This is a genomic window from Chitinophaga silvatica, assembly GCF_003419895.1.
Lineage (GTDB): Bacteria > Bacteroidota > Bacteroidia > Chitinophagales > Chitinophagaceae > Chitinophaga > Chitinophaga silvatica.
In genome coordinates, this window is record NZ_QPMM01000006.1 from 94,312 (window position 1) to 115,559 (window position 21,248).

Sequence of the window (21,248 nt, forward strand, 5' to 3'; positions counted from 1 at the left end):
TGTAGCAAAGTCAAGCCGGTAGCCATGAATAAGCTTATTAATGAAACAAGTCCGTATTTATTACAACATGCACATAATCCAGTAAACTGGTATCCCTGGGGGGAAGAGGCATTGGAGCGGGCAAAAAAGGAAGATAAACCAATATTGGTTAGTATCGGTTACGCTGCTTGCCATTGGTGTCATGTAATGGAAAGGGAAAGCTTTGAGAATGAAGCTACAGCAGCTATCATGAATGAGCATTTCATCAACATAAAAATAGATAGGGAAGAACGGCCGGATCTGGATCATATATACATGGATGCGCTTACAGCTATGACAGGAGCAGGTGGCTGGCCATTGAATGTTTTTCTTACTCCTGATAAAAAACCGTTTTACGGAGGTACTTACTACCCACCCACTAAGATGTATAACCGCCCATCCTGGACGGACGTACTCCATTCTATTTCAGATGCCTTCACCAACAAGCGTGAAGAAATAGAGGGGCAGGCAGAGAACCTGGTAAGTCATATACATCAATCTTCTCAATTTGGATTACAATCCCCTGTTCTGAACCTACCTGTAGAAGAGCTGTTTACCAAACAGCAGTGCGATACTATCACTGAAAATTTATTAAAGCAGGGAGATACCAGATGGGGTGGATTTGGCCGTGCGCCAAAGTTTCCTCAAACTTTTGCTATAAGTTATTTACTTAGGTATCATCATTTTTATAAACACCCGGAGTCTTTGCAGCAGGCATTATTATCTCTTGATAAAATGTTGCAGGGTGGCATTTATGATCAGCTGGGAGGTGGATTTGCAAGATATTCAACAGATGAGAAATGGCTGGCTCCTCACTTCGAAAAGATGCTTTATGATAATGCCCTACTGATAGATGTTTTATGTGATGCCTGGCAGTTGACCCGCAAGGAATCGTATGCTACAACTGTGAGGGATACGCTGGAATTTATTTCCCGGGAAATGACTGCACCGGAGGGAGGATTCTACGCGGCATTGGATGCGGATTCGGAAGGAGTGGAAGGAAAATTTTATACCTGGAGCAAAGCAGAGATCCACCATATACTGGGCGAACAGGCGAAGCCTTTTTGCGAGTATTATGATGTGAGTGAAGAAGGTAATTGGGAGCATACCAATATTTTATGGGTGCAGCAGCCATTAGAGGAGTTTGCAGCTGAAAAAGGGTATGATGCAGCCGTTTTGGGGGCTATGTTGCAAGGTTGCAGGGAAAAACTGATGGCGGTAAGGGATAACCGGATTCGCCCGGGATTGGATGATAAAATAATACTTGGTTGGAATGCATTGATGATACACTCCTATTGCAAGGCTTTTTCGGCTTTGGGGAGAGAGGAGTATAGGCAGATTGCCGTATCGCAGATGGAATGGTTGCTTACAGCTTTTGCAGATGGTAAGGCATTTAAGCATACCTGGAAGAATGGAGTGGCAAAATATCCGGCCTTTTTAGATGATTATGCCTATTTAATAAGGGCATTGATATCGTTGCAGGAGATTACTGGAAATCTGGATTATTTGCATAAAGCAAAGAGTATCATAGAGTTTGTGATAGAGAACTTTGGAGATGAGCAACAACTTTTCTTTTATTATACAATTGAAGGGCAGAATGACGTTATAGTTAGGAAGAAAGAGATTTATGATGGAGCAGTGCCAAGTGGCAATGCGATTATGATGCAGAACCTTTGGTATCTTTCTGTTGTTTTTGATCAAAGAGCATGGTCTGAGAGGTGTTTGGGAGCTATATCGGCAATATCGCAAACGACCGTACGTTATCCTACTTCTTTCGGCGTTTGGGCTATCCAGTTATTACAGTTCGTACGTGGAACCCCGGAACTGGCAATTGTTGGTCAATCATTTTTGGAAAGAATGAATGAAGCGGGTAACTGGTTTATCCCGTTTAGGGTGTTGGTCGGCTCTTCTGAAAATGTGGAAGCGATTCCGTTACTAAATGATCGTGAGAGGGCAAATGAGACATTGGTGTATTTATGCAAAGATTATCATTGCATTAAACCTATGCATTATATAAAAGAAATTATTAATTTAATATAATTATTATGTAACTTGCTGCCATAAATGGTTGTGTTTTGGTAGCGTTTCAATAAATGTTAATGTCTTTATATAATAAAATGTTAAAACACGCGTTTAAACTACTTACAGATAGGATTTGAAGGAATTGAAAAAGTTGGATAAAAAGTCACTACGGATTAAAATTAATTGTTACATTTGCTATCTTTCATATAAACAAAGCGGGTGAAAAATGAGAGTTGTGTTCCCTTGCATACAGGTAAAATGCACCAGGCTGGTTAATAGAAAAACATATTCTGATGAAAGCTACCCTTATGAAGCTTAACTATGTAAAAGGTCTGTTGGCAGTAATGCTGGTTTCCCTGCTGGCCGGCTGTGGCGGTAGTAAAAGCCCTAAGAACGCACAAGGGCAACTGATCGGCGTGAGCCCAAGACCAAAGTACACCCCTCCCGTACCTTATGGAATGGTTTATGTTCCTGCTGGAACTTTTCACATGGGACCCAGTGACGAGGATGTAAACTATGCTTACACCGCTCGTAACAAGTCTATTTCCATTTCAGGTTTCTATATGGATGCCACTGAAATTACGAACAATGAGTATCGTCAATTTGTGAACTGGGTGCAGGATTCTATTGCACACATTCTGTTGGGCCATGTAAAGTCTGATGATGGTGTTGATATTATCGACTGGAAACAGAAAATCAATTATAAGGATAAAGGCACAGTTGAGAAACTGGATGCTATGGTTTATGCTGAAGCTGATCGGTTGTACGGTCGTAAAGATATTGACGTTGGAAAACTGATCTACCACCAGGAGAAATTTAACTGGGATAAAGCTAAACTGAGAGAGAATGCGGGTAAACCTCGTTCTACCTTTATCGTGAAGAAAGACGTTCCTATCTATCCGGATACTCTTTGCTGGATCAGAGACTTCTCTTACGCCTATAACGAGCCAATGACCCGTATGTATTTCTGGCATCCGGCTTTCGATAACTATCCGGTTGTAGGGGTTAACTGGCACCAGGCTACTGCTTTCTGTGAGTGGAGAAGCCGGTTCTGGGAAGATTATCGTTCTGCCCATAAATTATTCACTGAAGATAAATTCCAGCTGCCTTCTGAGGCACAGTGGGAATACGCTGCCCGCGGCGGTAGAGAACAAACTCCTTATCCTTGGGGAGGTTACTATATCAGAAATAAGAAAGGTTGCTTACTGGCAAACTTTAAACCTGGTAGAGGTAATTATCCTGAAGATGGCGGTTTCTATACTGTACGTGCCGACGCTTATTGGCCTAACGACTACGGTTTGTATAATATGGCCGGAAACGTTGCTGAGTGGACAGCCGATATCTTTTATGAAAATGCCTACTCCTTTACTTCAGATATGAACCCATATCTGACAATGGATGTTCCGGACGATGCACCTCCTAAAATGAAACGTAAAGCCATCAGAGGTGGATCCTGGAAAGATGTAGGTTACTTCCTGCAAACAGGTACGAGAACATATGAATATCAGGATAGCTCTAAATCATATGTAGGATTTAGATGTACTATTGCCCTGAGTAGAAGAGCAAAGCACCGATAGTTTAAACCAAAATGTATAATAGCCTGTATAATTATAACCAGAGAAACTAAATCTTTGTATTATGATACATACTATTATTATCAAATCGTTGAGAATCAACTATTCCATACAGACTTTAACTTTAAACACTTTAACCAGTAAATTTTAACCTATGGCTATGAATCCTAACAAAGCTAAATGGCTGAATTTTTTTGTATGCGTTGCTGCTTCTGTGGTAATTATTGGAGCATTATTTAAACTGCAACACTGGCAGGGAGCAGATATCGCTTTGATCTTAGGTCTGAGCACTGAAGCCCTCATCTTCTTCGTTTATGCATTCGTTCCAGATTCTGGCGGTCATGCAGAAGGACAAGCCGTTGCTGTTGCTGGTAGCCCTGCTGTGGCTGGCCTCGACAAAATGCTTCAGGAAGCTGATATCACTCCGGCTAACCTGCAACGCCTCAGCGAAAATTTCCAAAAGTTAGGTACAACAGTTGACAAAATGAGAGACATCAGTGACGTTGTTGCTGCAACTGGTGATTACACTCAAAAAACAAGAGAAGCTGCCAGCGCTATCGGTAACGTAGCTAGTGCTTATACCACTGCTGCTGCTGCTGTTTCTTCTTTCAATAGTGCTTCTGAGTCAACTAAAGATTTCCATGTTCAAATGCAGGGTATGACCAAAAACCTGGCTTCCCTTAACGCAATCTATGAACTGGAACTGCAGGATACCAACAACCACCTGAAAGCTATGAACAAATTCTACAGCAATCTGCAGAATGCTTCAGTAGCAATGAGCGGTAGCATCGATGATGCTAAGAAAACTCAGGAACAAATTGCTCTGCTGGCTAAAAACCTCGGCAACCTGAATTCAATCTACGGCAACATGCTGGCTGCTATGAACGGTGGCAGATAAGGTATAGCTAATAGTTTCAATTATCAACTTGAATTAAATCTGAAATCAAACTATGGCACTACCTAAAGATCCCAGGCAGAAGATGATCAACATCATGTACTTGGTCTTAACGGCCATGCTCGCGTTGAACGTCTCTGCCGAAATATTGAACGCTTTTAATATCGTAAATGATTCTATCGTTACATCTAATAAATCTTTGGCCGATAAAAACTCTTTCATCTACAGTCAGTTTGATGAACAGATGAAGGATAACGGTCCTAAAACCGCACCTTTCCGCGAGAAAGCACTGCAGGTAAAAAAGATCTCTGCTAGCATGTACGAATACATTGAAGATCTGAAAAAAACTATCATTGATGCAAGTGGTGGATTAGATGAACATGGTGACATCAAATCCAAATCCGACCTGGATGGCCCTACCCGCATCATGGAAAATAATAAAAAAGGTCCTGAACTGGAATCAAAATTAACTGAGCTGCGTAAACAACTGCTCTCTTATGTTGATCCTAAGAAAAAAGATCAATTTGAAAAAACTTTACCTCTGAAAATTGAAGTAGGTAAAAGCAACGACGGTCATGGTGGCGGTCCTAAAACCTGGACTACCTACCATTTCAACATGGTGCCTACCATTGCTGCTGTTACCATCCTGGGTAAATTCCAAAACGATATCAAAAACTCTGAATCAGCTATCATTGATGACTTATTCCGTCAGATCGAGGCTAGCTCTTTCAAATTTGATAAAGTAAGACCTTTCGTATCTCTGAATTCTAAAAACCTGATGGTTGGTCAGACGCTGACCGCAAACATCGCTGTGGGTGCCTACAGTACTACTGTAAATCCTACTATCATTGTTAATGGTCAGTCTATCGAAGCTAAAGACGGTTTGGGAACTGTAAATATCCCTGCTGCCGGCATCGGTGAAAAAACAATCACAGGTACCATCACTCTTCCTAGCCCTAACGGCGGTGCTCCTGAGTCCTATCCCTTTTCCGAAACTTATAATGTAGGTGCTTCAACCACCTCCATCTCCGCAGATAAAATGAACGTATTGTATATCGGTCTGCAGAACCCAATTTCTATCTCTGCTGCTGGTGTACCTGCCGAACAGGTATCTGCTACAATCAATGGTGGTAATATCACCAAACGTGGCTCAGGCGAATACGTGGTAACTGTTACCTCACCAGGTAAAGCTGTTATCAATGTTGTTGCTAATGTTGATGGTAAAACCAAATCTCTCGGTCAAAAAGAATTCCGCGTAAAACGCGTTCCGGATCCAATCCTGAAAGTTGGTGCTAATAAAGGTGGTAGCATGAAAGCTGCCGACTTTAAAGTACAAGGTGGTCTGCGCGCTGATCTGGAAGATTTTGAATTCGAAGGTGTGAAATACGAAGTTGTAGGTTATCGCGTTGGTATCTCTGCTAAAGGTAAAGAATACCAGGAAGGTGACGCTACTTCTGCTTACTTCCCAGGAAACGTTGCTGCGTCTATCCGCGCACTTCGCCCAGGTGATGAGGTTTTCTTTGAAAACGTAAAAGTGAAAGGCCCGGACAACGTTGTTCGTTCTATGCCTAGCACTATCTTTAAATTAAACTAACGGTCATTAATTACTGAATTATGCGAGCAGTAATATTTAACAGAATTGGTTGGTGCACCTTATTGTTGGTTATGCTGGCAACAGCTGCTGATGCACAACGTCGTGGTACTACTCGTCGTAGAACCGCTACCAATGCAGAACCAACACAGGACGCCTCTGTAGTGAATCCTGCTACCGGTAACGCTGTTGCTCCTCCTCCTGCCGCTCCTCCTTCCGGTGCACCTACTGCAGGTGGCCCGGTAGTTGACACTCCCCGCAAATCCCTCCGCGTAGACGGGGTGGTTGAACGCGCCCTCGCAAGAGAACGTATTCCTATCGCCTATGACTATATCCGCGAAGATGATAGATTCTGGGAAAAACGTGTTTGGCAGGTAATCGACGTGCGGGAAAAAATCAACCTTCCATTCCAATACAATGTGGAAGATGAAAGCGGTATTAACCAACTGTTTATCAATATTCTGCTAGACGCAATCAAAAATAAAGAGGTTGAAGCTTTTAGCGCAATCGACGACCGTTTCACCACCGTGATGCCTTATTCCGAAATCCAGAATAAACTTAGCGGTGAAGAAAGAACTGTAAGAAGTATTGACCCTGTAACCGGCGAAGAAAAAATGGTCAGCACCCGCGACGACTTCGATCCTCGTACCATCAAACAGTACAAAATCAAAGAAGTTTGGGTATTCGACAAAGAAGCTTCTGCCCTTAAAGTTCGCATACTGGGTATTGCTCCAATGGTATCCCGCGTAAACGAAGATGGTTCCATCCGTGCTTCCATTCCTTTGTTCTGGGTGTACTATCCCGACTGCCGCGCAGTACTGGCTAAACACGATGTTTATAACCAAAACAACGACGCCTCTACTATCAGTTGGGAAGACCTTTTCGAAATGCGCTTCTTCGGTAGCTATATCGTAAAGGAAAACAATACCTATAACCGCGAAATCAAAGACTATATTAAAGATGGCGTTATGCGCCTCCTCGAAGGTCAGGCAATTAAAGACCGTATCTTTAATAAAGAACAGGATCTCTGGCAATATTAATATCAATTGCACCTTATAAACAAAAAAGCGAATGATCCCGGATCATTCGCTTTTTTGTTATCTTTCGGATATGTCGCTCGACTTACTCTATAAAATATCAAACGCTATTTTACCTCTTCCTCAGGCAGAATGGGAAGCTTTAGCGCGATGTTGGACACCTGTTCAATACAAGCGCAAAACAATCATGACTGCTGCCGGAGATGTAGAAAGATCTATATATTTTGTATTAAGCGGAGCTCAACGACTTTTTTCCCTGGAAGGAGATAAAGAAACAACGATCCTTTTTACCTATAAAGGTTCCTTTTCAGGAATATTAGATTCTTTTCAATTACAAAGAACTACTCCTTATTATCTGGAAACCTTAACGGAAAGCGAGTTTTTAAGATTAAGTTATGCCGACTTCTACCAACTCACCGAACAATACCCTTTATTACAGAAATGGGCTCGTTTGGGAACAGTTGATGCCATGGCAGGTGTTTTAGAGCGCTATAATGAACTGATTTCCTATTCAGCAGAAAAGAAATTCAGAACGCTGCTGGGGCGTAGCCCTCATGTTTTGCAAATCATTCCGCATAAATACCTTGCCAGCTATCTGGGTATAGATCCGGCTACCTTTAGCAAACTACTCAATACTATTAAGCTTTAAAAAATCTTGATCTACACAAAGATTTTTCAAGTTCATCTGACCTAGTTTTGTGTCAAAATATCAATAATATGCCCCACATAAAAAGTCTGGTACATCTCCAGAATCTGAGAAAAAAAGTAGGAGTTATTCGTTGCAAAGTAGAATCTTATGCCAGCGCAACTCCGGCCTATAATCTGCAGCAGGCACCGCAACCAGGTAAATGGAATGCGTTGCAATGTCTTGAGCATTTAAACTCTTATGGCCGTGTTTATTTACCGGCAATAGAACAGGCTATTGAAAAGGCTGAAGCAGCAAACCTGCATGCGCAGCCAAATTTTAAAAGCGGTATTTTGGGTGCCTGGTTCACAAATATGATGGAACCAAAAGCAGATGGGTCAATATCCAAAATGCAGGCGCCAAAAGATCACAGACCTTCTGCTTCTTTAGATGCAAATTCTGTAGTGAACGAATTCCTGGAGCAACAAGATAAAATGGAAGTACTGTTGCAGCGTGCAGAAAAGATCAACATACAAAAAATTAAAATCCCTACCTCTCTCTCCCGTTTTATTAAACTATCATTGGGAGATACATTCGGGTTTTTAATTGCTCATATCCGCAGGCACGTATTACAGGCAGAAAAAGCTATAGGTGTTGCTACGCCTTATGAAAGTGTTGCCAAATAAGGGTAGCTTTCGACAAACCAACCTCTTTTGCCAGATCCTCCTGTGTTAGCAACTTGATTTTGGCAACAGAACGGAAGGTTTTTAACAGCTGTGTTGCCGTATTCTGACCAATACCTTTAATGCTTTCGAGTTCATTTTTAAAGGTGCCCTTGCTTCTTTTCTGGCGATGGAAAGTAATTCCAAACCGGTGTACTTCATCGCGGACCCGTCTGATAAGTTTAAGGCTCTCACTATTGTATGGTAGTTTGATACTTTCAGAATCGCCAGGAAAGAAAATTTCTTCCTCATTTTTGGCTAATCCTACTACGGTCATGCTACCTATCAGGTCTAGTGCCCGAATACTCTCCATAGCCGACCCCAATTGCCCTTTACCACCATCAATAATAACAAGTTGAGGTAATGGCTGTTGCTCTGCCAACAGGCGATTATACCGGCGGTAAACGATTTCCTTCATAGAAGCGAAATCATTAATTCCTTCAACAGTCTTTATATTGAAATGCCTGTAATCTTTTTTAGAGGCAACACCGTCTTTGAATACCACACAGGCAGCCACAGGATAGCTGCCCTGGAAGTTAGAGTTATCAAAGCACTCTATATGCGTTGGAAGTACAGGAAGTTCCAGATCGGCTTGCAATTGGTATAGCACCTGTTTCCTTTCAAAATCAGACTTGCCTTCGAGATGAAGAATTTTCTTTCTAAATAATTCTTCCTTAAAATAATTTACATTCTTCTCAGAAAGCTCGAGTAATTTCTTTTTATCTCCTCCTTTGGGAACTGTAATGGTAACACTACTTTCAGGATAAGAAATCGCAAACGGAACAATGATTTCATGAGTAATACTTTTGAAAACATCTCTGAGATAGGCAATAGCATAAACCATTACTTCTTCATCAGTTTCTTCCAGTTGTTTTTCGAGTGTAACTGTTTTAGTATCAGCAATAGTGCCGTTCAAAATTCTCAGGTAATTCACATAAGCATGGTTGCCTTCACTAATGATAGAGAATACATCTACATTGCCCATGCGGGTATTTACAATAGTAGATTTTGCAGAATAGGTTTCCAGGCTTTCGATCTTTTTCTTCATGATTTCAGCCTTTTCGAATTCCATTTTGGAAACATGCTCCATCATCTGTTCTTTAAACAGATTAACTATCGGGCTAAGATTACCTTTTAGGATATTTCTTACCTGTTGTAATCCTTCTCTATAATCTTCTTCAGACTGTAATCCTTCACAGGGCCCCTTACAATTACCCAAATGATACTCGAGGCAAACTTTATACTTTCCTTTACGAACATTGTCGGCTGAGAGATTGAGATTGCAGGTTCTGAGTGGAATATTGTATTTAATGATGTCTAGCAGTTCGCGGACTTTACCAACGGAAGTAAAAGGCCCGAGGTATTCAGAACCGTCTTTAATTACATTTCGGGTAAGGAAAACCCTTGGAAAAGCTTCATGCTTAATAACAATGTAAGGATAAGTTTTATCGTCCTTTAATTCGATATTATACTTAGGCTTAAATTGTTTGATCAATGAATTCTCTAACAAGAAAGCATCCTGTTCAGAATCTACAATTGTAAATTCTATATGATGGATATGTTCAACCAGTTTCCTGGTTTTGTAATTATCATGATTTTTAACAAAGTAAGAACTTACTCTTTTCCTTAGGCTTTTAGCCTTGCCCACATAGAGTAAAGTACCATCTTTGTCGTAGTACTTATAAATACCTGCATCTACAGGTATCGTATGCGAAATTTGTTGAAATTCTGCTCCTGTCATAACTAATTCCCTGTTTTAGGTGCTATGCTAACAACTGCCTCTAATATCTTAGGTTGAAGAAATGCAATTTTTTGATAAGTAGTCATCCGAACTTGTTTGTGTTGCAGATATTGCAAATCCTGCCGGTATTCATACACCAGATTGGTAGTATAGGAATGAACATGGATCTGCTGGATATTTCCTTGTTTGTCAAGTTCCATTGTGATCTCAGAAGGAGAAGTTTGTTTCCCTTTTGAATTGTAAATCACCGTGGTTTTTCCGGAAAAAGGATCATAGATACTGGAAGTATCATACTCTTCTCTCAGAGAGGGTTTATTCAGATCAACATCCATGAACGGCTTAAACAGGTCGTGGATAGCTGTACTGTCGCCCGGCGTACTGACTAGATCCTGCTTATTATTTAATACAATTGATTTATTTAATGTGTAATTTCCTGATCCTAAATATTTACTTTCATTTTGGAAATAGGCTTGCAGGTTTAAAAACTTATCTGTTGCCTTTCTGTCGGGAGAAGACGAGTTTAAATTGCATGCTGCCAGGCTAATCGTTGTAAACAATGCTGTTATTAACCAATATTTTATCATAGGCGCAAAATTAATACTTAAATGTGGGTCATAAAAAATGCGCCGTGAAAACGGCGCATCGATGCATGAGCAAATCTGTCGAGAGCACTAAAAATATATATTACGGCTACAAGAGCCGAGACTTTTCGGGGTCGATAGTTAAACGGGAGGCATAAACGAAATGTTACAGCTCGTGTAAAAAATTTTTCCTCGCAAAAGCGCAAAGATTAATATTAAGGCGCAAAGGATTTTTTAAAGACAAAAAAGGACTGAAGCGAATATTTTTATTGATTTCCAATAAGTTTCGTTTTAGAATATAAACTTATTAGTAATTTAAAAACATTCGCCACAGTCCTTAATTCTATAAAAATCCTTTGCGCCTTAATATTAATCTTTGCGCTTTTGCGAGGAATCTTTACGCCAGTACTGTACCTGTCATTTCCTTAGGAATTGGCAGCCCTAAGAATTTAAGGATGGTAGGGGCAATATCTCCGAGTTTACCGTCTTTAACCGGCCCTTGAAAATCTTTGCTGATAACAAAGAAAGGAACCAGGTTCAGTGAGTGCGCAGTATTAGGAGAACCATCAGAATTGATCATGAAATCGGCATTTCCGTGATCGGCAGTCAGGAATATTGTGTAATCACTTGCCAATGCAGCATTAACAACGCGTTCAACGCAGCTGTCTACAGTTTCCACGGCTTTAATTACAGCATCAAAAACACCTGTATGACCAACCATGTCGGCATTGGCGAAATTGAGAACCACAAAATCAGCTGATTTTTTTTCCAGTTCAGGAACGATGGTGCTGGTTACTTCATAGGCACTCATCTCCGGTTGCAGATCGTAGGTAGCAACCTTCGGTGAAGAAACAATCATACGACGTTCTCCGTTGAATTCCTTCTCACGGCCACCGGAGAAGAAGAACGAAACGTGCGGATATTTTTCGGTTTCAGCGATTCTGATCTGCGTCAGCCCATCTTTTTCCAATACTTCACCCAGCGTCATGTTCAGGTTATCGTTTTCGAAGATAACGTGTACATTCTTATAGGTTTTATCGTACTCGGTCATTGTAGTATAGTAGAGTTTCAGCGGTGACATGCCGAAATCAGGGAAGGCTTCCTGAGTAAGTACCTGAGAGATTTCGCGGCAACGATCCGTACGGAAGTTGAAGCATAAAACAGCATCATCTTCCTGGATAGTTGCAATTGGAGTGCTACCATCTTCAGTAACGATAATGGGCTTGATAAATTCGTCGGTCACCCCTTCAGCATAGGATGCTTTAATTGCAGCAGGAACGTCCTGAGTAAACGTACCAACACCATTCACCATAGCATCATAGGCGAGTTTAACTCTTTCCCAACGCTTGTCTCTGTCCATTGCATAATAGCGGCCGGTAACAGAAGCAATTTTTCCTACTGTTTTATCGAGGTGTGCAGATAGGTCTTCGAGGAAACCCAAACCGCTTTTAGGATCAGTATCTCTACCATCTGTAAAGGCATGTACAAATACCTTTTCGAGGCCGTTTGCCTTAGCGATGGTAGCCAATGCCTTTACGTGTTCTATATGCGAATGCACTCCGCCATCACTAACTAAGCCGATCAGATGCAGCGCTTTGTTATTTTTTTTGGCGTGCGCCATGGTTTCTAACAATACCGGGTTATTCGCCAGTTCGCCATCTCTGATGGCAACATTAATACGTTGTAATTCCTGATAAACGATTCTGCCGGCGCCTATATTCAGGTGACCAACTTCAGAGTTACCCATCTGACCATCAGGTAATCCTACTGCCTCGCCACAGGTAACAAGGTTGCTATGTGGATATTTCTTGTATAAACTGCTTACAAAAGGCGTTTTAGCATGAGCAATTGCATCGGCAGACGGTACTTTACCTTCGCCCCATCCATCCATTATAATGAGAATGGCTCGTTTTTTTTCCATATCCTATCAGATTTTAATAAAATTCACACAGAAGATGTGAAAGTAATTATAAAGGGTTTAAATATTTTACAAAAATAAAGTTAAAGGCTAATAAGTAAGATAATTTCAAAAATAGAAAGATGATGGCGATGATATATTTTAACTATATTATATTTGAATCTACCTTAATTACTTACTGCTTAATAGCTACCACGATAATGTGATTTTGTTGATTTGCAGCTCGTTTGGCATAGTTTTCGCTTTTAATTTGTGTTTGCGAAATCACATTTTTAATAAAATAACTGACAATGAAGAAGCTTTTGATTGTGCTGGGGATTATGTTGTTGGGAGGTGTTTTTACAACGTTAACATTATCTGCTAAATCAACCGTTTTTGCAGTGGCTACCGGGCCAATCGATGACGTTGCTGCTGCGCTGAAACAAGGCGATGTTAACGCTTTAACCCGGTATTTCGACAGTAACGTTGAAATCAATATGGCCGGAAAATCTAATTCGTACAGTAAAGCACAGGCTGAAATTATCTTAAAGGATTTCTTTGCTAAAAACCAGGTTAAATCCTTTGAATTAGTACACCAGGGTGGGGATAACTCCAAATTTGGAATTGGAAATCTGACAACCAGCGGCGGAAATTATCGCGTGACTTTTTTCCTTCAGAAGAAAGGTACTGCCATGGTGCTCAATGAATTGCGCTTCGAGAATAAATAAAATGCCAACATAAATTAATTGAAAAGCCCCAGTGCTTCGCATTTATTGCGAAGCACTTTTTATTTTTGACAAATTTTAGCTCCAGGGGTAGAAAGATTGTTAACTTGGACGCCTGGATAATCTAGTCAGTTATGTTAGAAGAAGCAGCATTGAATGCCTTCATTAGAAGTGCTTTAACAGAAGATATAGGAAGCGGAGACCATTCTACAATGGCTTGTATACCTCCTACCGCCAAAGGCAAAGCCGTTCTGAAAATAAAGGAAGACGGTATCATGGCCGGTATGCAGGTAGCAGAAGCCATCCTCAAATGGCTGGATATGTTCACCGTTTTTACCCCCTACAAAAAAGATGGGGAACCAATGAAAGCAGGCGAAATTGCCTTCGAAGCCGAAGCAGCAGTTCATTCCCTGCTCATGGGCGAACGCCTTATTCTCAATTGCATGCAGCGAATGAGCGGTATTGCTACCCTTACCCATCAATACGTGGAGAAACTCAAAGGATATCATACCAAAATATTAGATACCAGAAAAACTACCCCCAACTTCCGGTTACTAGAGAAAGAAGCAGTTCGTATAGGCGGTGGCGTTAATCATAGAATGGGCCTGTATGATATGATTATGCTTAAAGATAATCATATCGATTTTTCAGGTGGCATTACCCCTGCAATTACCAACACTGTGGCATATCTCAAAGAAAGAAAACTTCCACTTAAAATTGAAGTCGAAACCCGCAACATCGAAGATGTAAAAGAAGTATTGGCTGTTGGACAGGTAGACCGTATTATGCTCGACAACTTTAAACCTGCCGATATTGTTACTGCTCTTGAATTGATTAATGGTAAATATGAAACCGAAGCATCAGGAGGAATAACAATTGAGAATATTGAAGAGTATGCAAAAACAGGAGTAGATTATATTTCTGTAGGTGCAATTATTCATCATGCAGTAAGTCTCGACTTAAGTCTAAAAGCCATTATACTATAAAACAGTTCTTTTGAAGAAGATATTATTTATCATAAATCGTAAGGCCGGAACGGATAGAGAGAAGAAACTTGGAAACGCGATCAATAAACACTTTCCTGCTGATCAGTATTCGGTAAGTATCGAATACCTGGCCTATTTGGGCCATGGAACCGATTTGGGCCGGGAAGCGGTTAAGAATGGTGTAGACACTGTTGTTGCAGTAGGTGGCGATGGTTCAATTAATGAGATCGCCCAAGGGCTTGTAGGTAGCAATACCGCCATGGCAATTTTACCATTAGGTAGTGGTAATGGCCTGGCACGTGCACTCAAGATTCCTTTAAATGTAGATAAAGCACTAGGCTTAATAGCTACAAATAAACAACGCAAAATTGATGTTGGATACGCCAACGAACATCTCTTCCTGAGCAATGCCGGAGTTGGATTTGATGCATTGGTAGCAGAGCAGTTCAGACATAAAACAAAGCGTGGACTTAGTGGATATGCAAAGCTGGTCGTAAATAGTTTCAATAGCTACAATCCATCTACCTATGAGATTGAAATAGATGGTAACTCAATTTCTACACAGGCATTTCTGTTGACCGTTGCAAATGGAAATCAATTTGGCTACGAATTTAAGCTGGCACCAAAAGCCAATGTCTTCGATGGGCATCTCGACCTCTGCGTTGTACCGCCAGTTGGACTTTTAGGATTAGTGCCAATGAGCATTTTCTCCTTAATGGGAAACATCGATAAAACACGTTATCTTAAACACTATGTTGGAAAAGAAATTACTATCCGCAGCAATGATTTGAAATATCTGCAAGTGGATGGTGATTCAGTTCCGCTTACAACTGATGGTACGGTTAATATACGTATTCAACCTGCTGCCCTCTCTATTGTAGTGAATAAATAACCTTTAAATCTTACGACAATGTCTAAAAAGAAAAATAACTCCGGGAATGGAATAGTGTACTCTACAAATCCTAACTTTTCATTTGAACCAGAACATGAAGAAGAGGTTAATACACTTGCTCCCGCAGAGCAGATACTGAGAGTGATTTTAGATAAAAAACAACGCGCAGGTAAAGTGGTAACTTTAGTAACCGGCTTCGTTGGACAGGAAGACGATCTGCAAAAATTAGGGAAAGAATTAAAAACAAAATGTGGAACCGGTGGTAGTGTTAAAGATGGCGAAATCCTTATTCAGGGCGACTATAAAGAGAAGATAGTGAAGTGGTTGCAGGATTGGGGATATAAGAAAACGAAATAATTTAATTAATAATAGTAAAAGGAATAGGGCACAAATAAAGTGCCCTATTCCTTTTACTATTATTATAATATTTTAATAAAACAGGATACCTAACAATGTATATATTGCAGCCTCCTTCAAAAAGAGTTAGGGATGAACCTGGAAAAATACGATTGTTTTAAAAACCCAACGCATACCAGCTATTCTTTTCAAAGTGTTGGTCCTAATGGGACAATAACAAAAATTGTTAGTTATCAACCAATTCATGGCTTTGTTTGGGCAGGAAAACAGGTTGTCAATTTAGGATTTGGTGATTGGAATGTTGAAAAACAGACAGTAGATGATTCATCAATTTCCAATAATTTAGATAAAAACAAGGTTCTGGCAACAGTAGCTTGGACAATTCTTTCATACTGTAGCGTTCATGGGAATTTGCCAATTTTTGCGCAAGGAAGTACTCCGGCAAGAACCCGACTTTATCAAATGGGGCTCAATGCTAATCTTTCTGAAGTTGAAAATTTGTTTATTATATATGGTGTATTTAATGATGTATGGAGAAGATTTGAACCAGTTCAAAATTATGAAGCCTTTTTAATTGTGAAGAAATAATTTTAACTTTATTAATTATTTAAAGCGAAGATTTTTATGTTTTTATCAAAGAAAGAAAAGAAAAAAACTCGCAAAGAAAAAGATATTACTCTTTGTAAATCAATGAAAGATTTTAGTGAGGAGGAATATTTTGTAAAGAAGCTTGAAAAAGCAAAAGAATCACTAAATAAATGGGGGCTACCTAAAGAATTGCCTACTAATAATAAGTAACTTTTTTAAATTAGGGCTGATCAATAATTGATCAGCCCCAAGATGTCTTCCGGCCCTAGCGATTAACCAGTTTCATACCTCCTTCTGAATAGCGTTCTCCTGCAATCGCATGTTCATTTAAAATACGATCAATCGTTTCAAGATCTGCTGCCGATAATTTAACATCTGCTGCCGCTGCATTTTCCTGTAGATATTTTCTGCGCTTAGTGCCCGGAATTGGAATAATATCTTCTCCTTGTGCGAGTAACCAGGCTAAGGAAAGTTGAGCAGCCGTGATTCCTTTTTCTTTGGCAAATGATTCCAAAGCATTAACGGTTTGGAGATTTTGCTCAAAGTTATTACCCTGGAAACGTGGCAGATTTTTTCTGAAATCACCATCACTCAGCTTGCTATTGTTCAATGCGCCTGTAGTCATGCCTCTTCCTAATGGGCTATAGGCAACAAGGCTGATACCTAATTCTCTGGTGGTATTTAAGATACCAGATTCTACATCGCGGGTAAACAAAGAGTATTCAGATTGCAAAGCTGCAATAGGATGTACGGCAACTGCTTTTCTGATAGATTCACTACTGGCTTCCGATAATCCAAGATATTTTACTTTTCCTTCTTTTACCAGATCAGCCATTGCACCCACCATTTCTTCTACTGGAACTTTGTCGTCAATTCTGTGAGCATAGTAGAGGTCTATAACATCTACATTCAGTCGTTTTAAACTGGCTTCACAGGCCTGTTTCAGGTATTTAGGAGAACCATCGAAATAAGTAGTATTATTTTCTTCGTTCAAACGGAAACCAAATTTGGTAGCTATGAATACCTTATCGCGTTTTGTAGCTAAGAGTTTTGACAGCAATATTTCATTGGAACCAAATCCATAATAGTCTGCGGTGTCAAGAAAGTTGATACCTAATTCCAGGGCCAGTTCCAAGGTAGCTAATGACTCTGTGTCATTGAAATCTGTGGTATCACCATAGGCAAATGACATTCCCATGCAACCCAGTCCTATTGCTGAAACTGACTCGTTTGTATTTCCTAGTTTTCTGTACTGCATATTGATTAAAATTTAGTGTAACAAAATTAGGGGCAGATACAGGGAACTAAATTGTAAGTAGTAAAGTATTAATTGTAAAAATCAAAGAACTGTAGTTCCCCGGTAGATATGTGGGGCTACACCTCCATGGTTTTTAAAGAAGTGGGTAAAATTACCAGGGTCTTCAAACCCAAGACACCAAGCTATTTCAGCAATTTGCCAATCGGTATGCATGAGCAATAAACGTGCTTCCAGCAAAATGCGTTGCCGGATATGCTCACTAACAGTACGCCCGGTAGTTTGTTTAACGCTGGCATTGAGATGATTGGGATGTGTATTTAACTCGGCGGCAAATTCTTTTACTGTTTTTAATTTTATCTGGCGCTTTGGTGAGTCGATCGGGAATTGCTTTTCCAATTTGTCTGTAAACTTATTGGCCAGAACCTGCCCGGCAGAAAGGGTTCTGGAATAGTCGTGACGTTGGGCAACAAGTCGTTTGCCTTCCAACATGAGAAGTTTCAGATATATTACGATGGCTTCCAGTTTAAAAGCAGTATTTTCTCTGTATTCACGGATGAGCTGCCGAAAAATGGATTCTAAATATCCACATTGCTCAACGGTTAATGAAAACACTCCTCTGGCGCCTACTTGCAGCAGAGGGTGATTCAATAAATTATCCTGGTACTCAGGATGGCTCCTGAATAATAGATCGGTAAAAAGACAATAATACCCTACAGGTTCCGGCCCTTCAAATTCCCATGATTTTATTTCATGTGGATTAAGAAATATAAGAGTGGGGCCAGACATGGAGAGTGTTTCATCGCCAAGTGTAATAGTACCTTTTGCGCTTGATAACAAGGTAATTTTATAATAGTCTCTTCTACTGGCCACTACTTCATCAACTGCCGGATGCTCTGATCGTTCATGCACTGCAAAGCTGCCTTTTAATGGCGCTTGGGGAAGAAAAGTAGTGCGACTGTAAAGAAGAACGGCTTCATTGAAGTCTTCAATGGTTCTTAATGCAATAGATGTGCTTTTGTGGTTAGACATACTCAAATTTAATCATTGTAATTCTTTTTTTGAGAGTCTGTATTATTTATTGCAACTAAGTTGCAATTTCATTTTTGATTAAATAGAAAAAATTTCACAATTTGTTAACGCCTTTATCAACCAAAATCTTGTTATCGTTTCGAGCTTTGAAATGATGCTATGTAATCTGAGATTACGCAATTGCCAAAGAACAAGATATAATTTTAGCGGAAATACCTAGCTTGTAAAAGTAGTATTTCCGCTTTCTATTTTAATATCACCTACATGCCAATAAATACTGCGCCCTCAAGAACATCCCCGATCTGGATACTGATTCTTTTGATGTTGACTAAAATTGTATTACAATATTGGGTAGTTAACTCAAATTACGATTTGCAAAGAGATGAGTATTTGCATTTGGATATGGCAAATCATCTTGCCGGAGGATATATTTCAGTTCCTCCGTTTATCTCTTGGAACTCAGTTTTGATTCAATGGTTAGGGAATGGAATTTTTTGGGTAAGATTTTTTCCTGCCTTTTATGGGGCATTGACAATGCTACTGATGTGGAAGATGATTGAAATGGCCGGAGGTGGCATCTTTGCGCAATTGTTGGCTGCTTTTACATTTCTTTTTTCGGGCATGACCCGGTTGCAGATTTTTTATCAACCTAATTCAGTGGATATACTAAGCTGGACGATTGTATTCTGGCTTTTGATGAAATATATCCGTCAACCCAAGGATACTTATTTAATATGGATAGGAATAGTTGTAGGTGTTGGTATATTGAATAAATACAACATTATTTTTCTGGTTCTTGGAGTAGTAGCAGGGTTATTATTAACAAAATACCGGGAAGTATTTACCAGAAGAGCTTTTTATGCTGGCGTTTTATTAGCCCTTATCATCATATCTCCTAATTTGGTCTGGCAGTTCAGGCATGGGTTTCCTGTCATTCATCACATGAAGGAACTCAGTAGTAGTCAGTTGGTGAATGTAAGCCGTATAGGATTTATCATCGATCAGTTTATTTTCTTTCTCGGAGGGGCTTTTTTAATCCTGGCTGGCCTGATTAGTTTATTATTTTATAAACCCTTCAGAGCATACAGGATAGTTTTGATCATTTTTACAATTACCATTTCGTTGTTTGTATATTTTAGAGCGAAGAGCTACTACTCACTGGGTTTATATCCAATAATTTTTGCTTTCGGGAGCACCTGGTGGGAGCAATTATTCAATCGTTTCCGCTACGGACGGGTTGCCTGGTTAGTAATTATTGTACTTCCTTTCTTTTTGATATTTAAGGCAATTTTTCCGGTATTGACCCCCGAAGAGATAGCCAGGGAAGGAGAAAAATATAGGATGCTGGGTATTTTGAAATGGGAAGATGGAAAGGATCATGAAATTCCGCAGGATTTTGCAGATATGCTTGGGTGGCGGGAAATGGCTGAACTTGCGCAGCAGGCCTGGGAGAAAATTCCCGAAAATGAAAGAAAGAATGCCCTGATTCTTTGTGATAATTATGGTCAGGCAGGCGCTTTAAATTATTTCAATAAAGGGAAAACTCCACCTGCCGTAGCAATGGAAGCCGATTATGTGTTCTGGTTCCCTAAAACAGATTCCATTCATTATGTGCTGAGAGTTGGGCATGCTCCGGATTCAGGCTTCCTGAAATTGATCGGCAAAATAGAAACAATTGGTAAACTGGCAACACCTTATTCCAGGGAGCGTGATTGGCAAACGGAGGTTTACCTCCTGTCGGATTTTTCGCCGGAAGTAAAGAATAAGTTTAGAGCATTATTGAGTAAAAAGCAGGGAAATTATGCAGCCTATTAACGGGTAATAAGAAATTCAATTTCACCGAAGCCTAATGTAAGCATGGAGCCATCTTCTTTTTCAAGGCGCATGTATCCATCGGGTTGTATTTCCCTGATGATGCCCATGAAGATCTCATTATCTTTTTTATACATAGCAGGTTTTTGCCATCTGAAAAGTCGGGAAGTATATTCTTCGAGCATGGCTTCATAATTTGATGGATGAATTTGTTGGATTCTGGTATTCAGATGAGTGCAAAGATTTTTGGCTACATCTACCGATTCTCGTTTTTGTCCGGTTATTTGCAATAACGACACAGCATTGGGTAATTCTGCCGGAAAAGAAGGTTGATTGACATTAAAACCAATTCCAATAATGGCATATTGCCAGATATTGCCACGCAAAACGTTTTCAATCAGAATTCCACCTGCCTTTCTGTCACGCCAATAAATATCATTAGGCCATTTGATTACGGTTTCATCACCTGCATAAGAGGCGAAGCAATCGGCGGCGGCGAGGGCCACAGCGATGCTTAGCATAAATTGTCTGGAAAGGGGCAGCATAGATGGTTGTAAGGCAACACTTAAAGCACTGATATCGCCAGGTTTTGCCAGCCAGGTTTTACCCCGGGTTCCCTTACCAGCAGTTTGGTTGGTGGTAAACCAGGCAGTTCCGGATGTCACATGGCCTGCATTTACCATCTCCATGGCATAATTGTTGGTGCTATCCACTTCGTTTAGTATATAAAACGGGTATCCAATCACATGAAACTTTTTTAGTCTTAATTCCAGCCTGAAAAGTAATTCATTTTATTATTTTCTTAACAAATATTGGCCCCCGTGAATGATATTAAACATGTTATATTACTGCTTGTTTAGTAACTTTGACAATTAAAGATTATTTTTAACAAAAACGA

The 21,248-nt window shown here is 40.1% G+C and carries 20 protein-coding genes; 14 read left to right on the forward strand and 6 right to left on the reverse strand.

Annotated features, from left to right (window positions below):
• Window positions 1-24 precede the first annotated feature (24 nt).
• The 7 genes from DVR12_RS11535 to DVR12_RS11565 all read left to right on the forward strand — a co-directional run bounded on the left by DVR12_RS11535 (window position 25) and on the right by DVR12_RS11565 (window position 8,448).
• A complete protein-coding gene (locus tag DVR12_RS11535) occupies window positions 25-2,058 on the forward strand; it encodes a thioredoxin domain-containing protein (RefSeq protein ID WP_116975833.1) in 2,034 nt (677 codons plus the stop codon).
• A 275-nt stretch (window positions 2,059-2,333) separates the two neighbouring features.
• Window positions 2,334-3,617, forward strand: a complete 1,284-nt coding sequence (gene porK, locus DVR12_RS11540) for a T9SS ring complex lipoprotein PorK/GldK (protein ID WP_233522349.1) — start codon at window positions 2,334-2,336, stop codon at window positions 3,615-3,617.
• A gap of 157 nt (window positions 3,618-3,774) precedes the next feature.
• Window positions 3,775-4,512 carry a type IX secretion system motor protein PorL/GldL gene (gene porL, locus DVR12_RS11545; protein WP_233522351.1) on the forward strand — a complete coding sequence of 246 codons (738 nt, stop codon included), beginning with the start codon at window positions 3,775-3,777 and terminating at the stop codon, window positions 4,510-4,512.
• A 52-nt stretch (window positions 4,513-4,564) separates the two neighbouring features.
• Window positions 4,565-6,103: a type IX secretion system motor protein PorM/GldM gene (gene porM, locus DVR12_RS11550; protein WP_116975835.1), complete on the forward strand. Its 1,539-nt coding sequence runs from the start codon at window positions 4,565-4,567 to the stop codon at window positions 6,101-6,103.
• 20 nt (window positions 6,104-6,123) lie between these two features.
• Window positions 6,124-7,140: a type IX secretion system ring subunit PorN/GldN gene (gene porN / locus DVR12_RS11555; RefSeq protein WP_116975836.1), complete on the forward strand. Its 1,017-nt coding sequence runs from the start codon at window positions 6,124-6,126 to the stop codon at window positions 7,138-7,140.
• Window positions 7,141-7,210: 70 nt separating this feature from the next.
• Window positions 7,211-7,786: a Crp/Fnr family transcriptional regulator gene (locus tag DVR12_RS11560; RefSeq protein ID WP_116976213.1), complete on the forward strand. Its 576-nt coding sequence runs from the start codon at window positions 7,211-7,213 to the stop codon at window positions 7,784-7,786.
• A 68-nt stretch (window positions 7,787-7,854) separates the two neighbouring features.
• Window positions 7,855-8,448: a DinB family protein gene (locus DVR12_RS11565; RefSeq protein ID WP_116975837.1), complete on the forward strand. Its 594-nt coding sequence runs from the start codon at window positions 7,855-7,857 to the stop codon at window positions 8,446-8,448.
• Here DVR12_RS11565 and uvrC read toward each other — a convergent pair.
• The 3 genes from uvrC to gpmI all read right to left on the reverse strand — a co-directional run bounded on the left by uvrC (window position 8,420) and on the right by gpmI (window position 12,727).
• Complete coding sequence (uvrC, locus tag DVR12_RS11570) at window positions 8,420-10,225, reverse strand: excinuclease ABC subunit UvrC (RefSeq protein ID WP_116975838.1); 1,806 nt, start codon at window positions 10,223-10,225, stop codon at window positions 8,420-8,422. The genes DVR12_RS11565 and uvrC overlap by 29 nt on opposite strands.
• A gap of 2 nt (window positions 10,226-10,227) precedes the next feature.
• Window positions 10,228-10,809, reverse strand: a complete 582-nt coding sequence (locus tag DVR12_RS11575; RefSeq protein ID WP_116975839.1) for a hypothetical protein — start codon at window positions 10,807-10,809, stop codon at window positions 10,228-10,230.
• A gap of 394 nt (window positions 10,810-11,203) precedes the next feature.
• Window positions 11,204-12,727: a 2,3-bisphosphoglycerate-independent phosphoglycerate mutase gene (gene gpmI / locus DVR12_RS11580; protein ID WP_116975840.1), complete on the reverse strand. Its 1,524-nt coding sequence runs from the start codon at window positions 12,725-12,727 to the stop codon at window positions 11,204-11,206.
• A 287-nt stretch (window positions 12,728-13,014) separates the two neighbouring features.
• On the opposite strand from gpmI, the gene DVR12_RS11585 reads away from it, so the two are divergent.
• From DVR12_RS11585 to DVR12_RS27570, 6 genes are all read left to right on the forward strand, one after another.
• A complete protein-coding gene (locus DVR12_RS11585) occupies window positions 13,015-13,431 on the forward strand; it encodes a DUF4783 domain-containing protein (RefSeq protein WP_116975841.1) in 417 nt (138 codons plus the stop codon).
• A gap of 131 nt (window positions 13,432-13,562) precedes the next feature.
• Window positions 13,563-14,414, forward strand: a complete 852-nt coding sequence (gene nadC / locus DVR12_RS11590) for a carboxylating nicotinate-nucleotide diphosphorylase (protein ID WP_116975842.1) — start codon at window positions 13,563-13,565, stop codon at window positions 14,412-14,414.
• A 10-nt stretch (window positions 14,415-14,424) separates the two neighbouring features.
• Window positions 14,425-15,306 carry a diacylglycerol/lipid kinase family protein gene (locus DVR12_RS11595; RefSeq protein ID WP_116975843.1) on the forward strand — a complete coding sequence of 294 codons (882 nt, stop codon included), beginning with the start codon at window positions 14,425-14,427 and terminating at the stop codon, window positions 15,304-15,306.
• Between the two features lie 18 nt (window positions 15,307-15,324).
• Window positions 15,325-15,663, forward strand: coding sequence for a translation initiation factor (locus DVR12_RS11600; RefSeq protein ID WP_116975844.1), 339 nt, complete (start codon window positions 15,325-15,327; stop codon window positions 15,661-15,663).
• 132 nt (window positions 15,664-15,795) lie between these two features.
• Entirely contained in the window at window positions 15,796-16,251 is a 456-nt protein-coding gene (locus DVR12_RS11605) for a DUF6934 family protein (protein WP_116975845.1), read from the forward strand.
• 36 nt (window positions 16,252-16,287) lie between these two features.
• Window positions 16,288-16,461 carry a hypothetical protein gene (locus DVR12_RS27570; protein ID WP_158563255.1) on the forward strand — a complete coding sequence of 58 codons (174 nt, stop codon included), beginning with the start codon at window positions 16,288-16,290 and terminating at the stop codon, window positions 16,459-16,461.
• Between the two features lie 55 nt (window positions 16,462-16,516).
• On the opposite strand, the gene DVR12_RS11610 is transcribed toward DVR12_RS27570, so the two are convergent.
• Complete coding sequence (locus DVR12_RS11610; protein WP_116975846.1) at window positions 16,517-17,509, reverse strand: aldo/keto reductase; 993 nt, start codon at window positions 17,507-17,509, stop codon at window positions 16,517-16,519.
• An 81-nt stretch (window positions 17,510-17,590) separates the two neighbouring features.
• Window positions 17,591-18,538 (reverse strand): helix-turn-helix transcriptional regulator, encoded by a 948-nt coding sequence (locus tag DVR12_RS11615; RefSeq protein ID WP_116975847.1) that lies wholly within the window; start codon window positions 18,536-18,538, stop codon window positions 17,591-17,593.
• 321 nt (window positions 18,539-18,859) lie between these two features.
• Between DVR12_RS11615 and DVR12_RS11620 the strand changes: the two genes are divergently transcribed.
• A complete protein-coding gene (locus DVR12_RS11620) occupies window positions 18,860-20,353 on the forward strand; it encodes a glycosyltransferase family 39 protein (protein ID WP_158563256.1) in 1,494 nt (497 codons plus the stop codon).
• Here DVR12_RS11620 and DVR12_RS11625 read toward each other — a convergent pair.
• A complete protein-coding gene (locus DVR12_RS11625; protein ID WP_116975849.1) occupies window positions 20,350-21,096 on the reverse strand; it encodes a biotin--[acetyl-CoA-carboxylase] ligase in 747 nt (248 codons plus the stop codon). The genes DVR12_RS11620 and DVR12_RS11625 overlap by 4 nt on opposite strands.
• Between the last annotated feature and the right edge of the window lie 152 nt (window positions 21,097-21,248).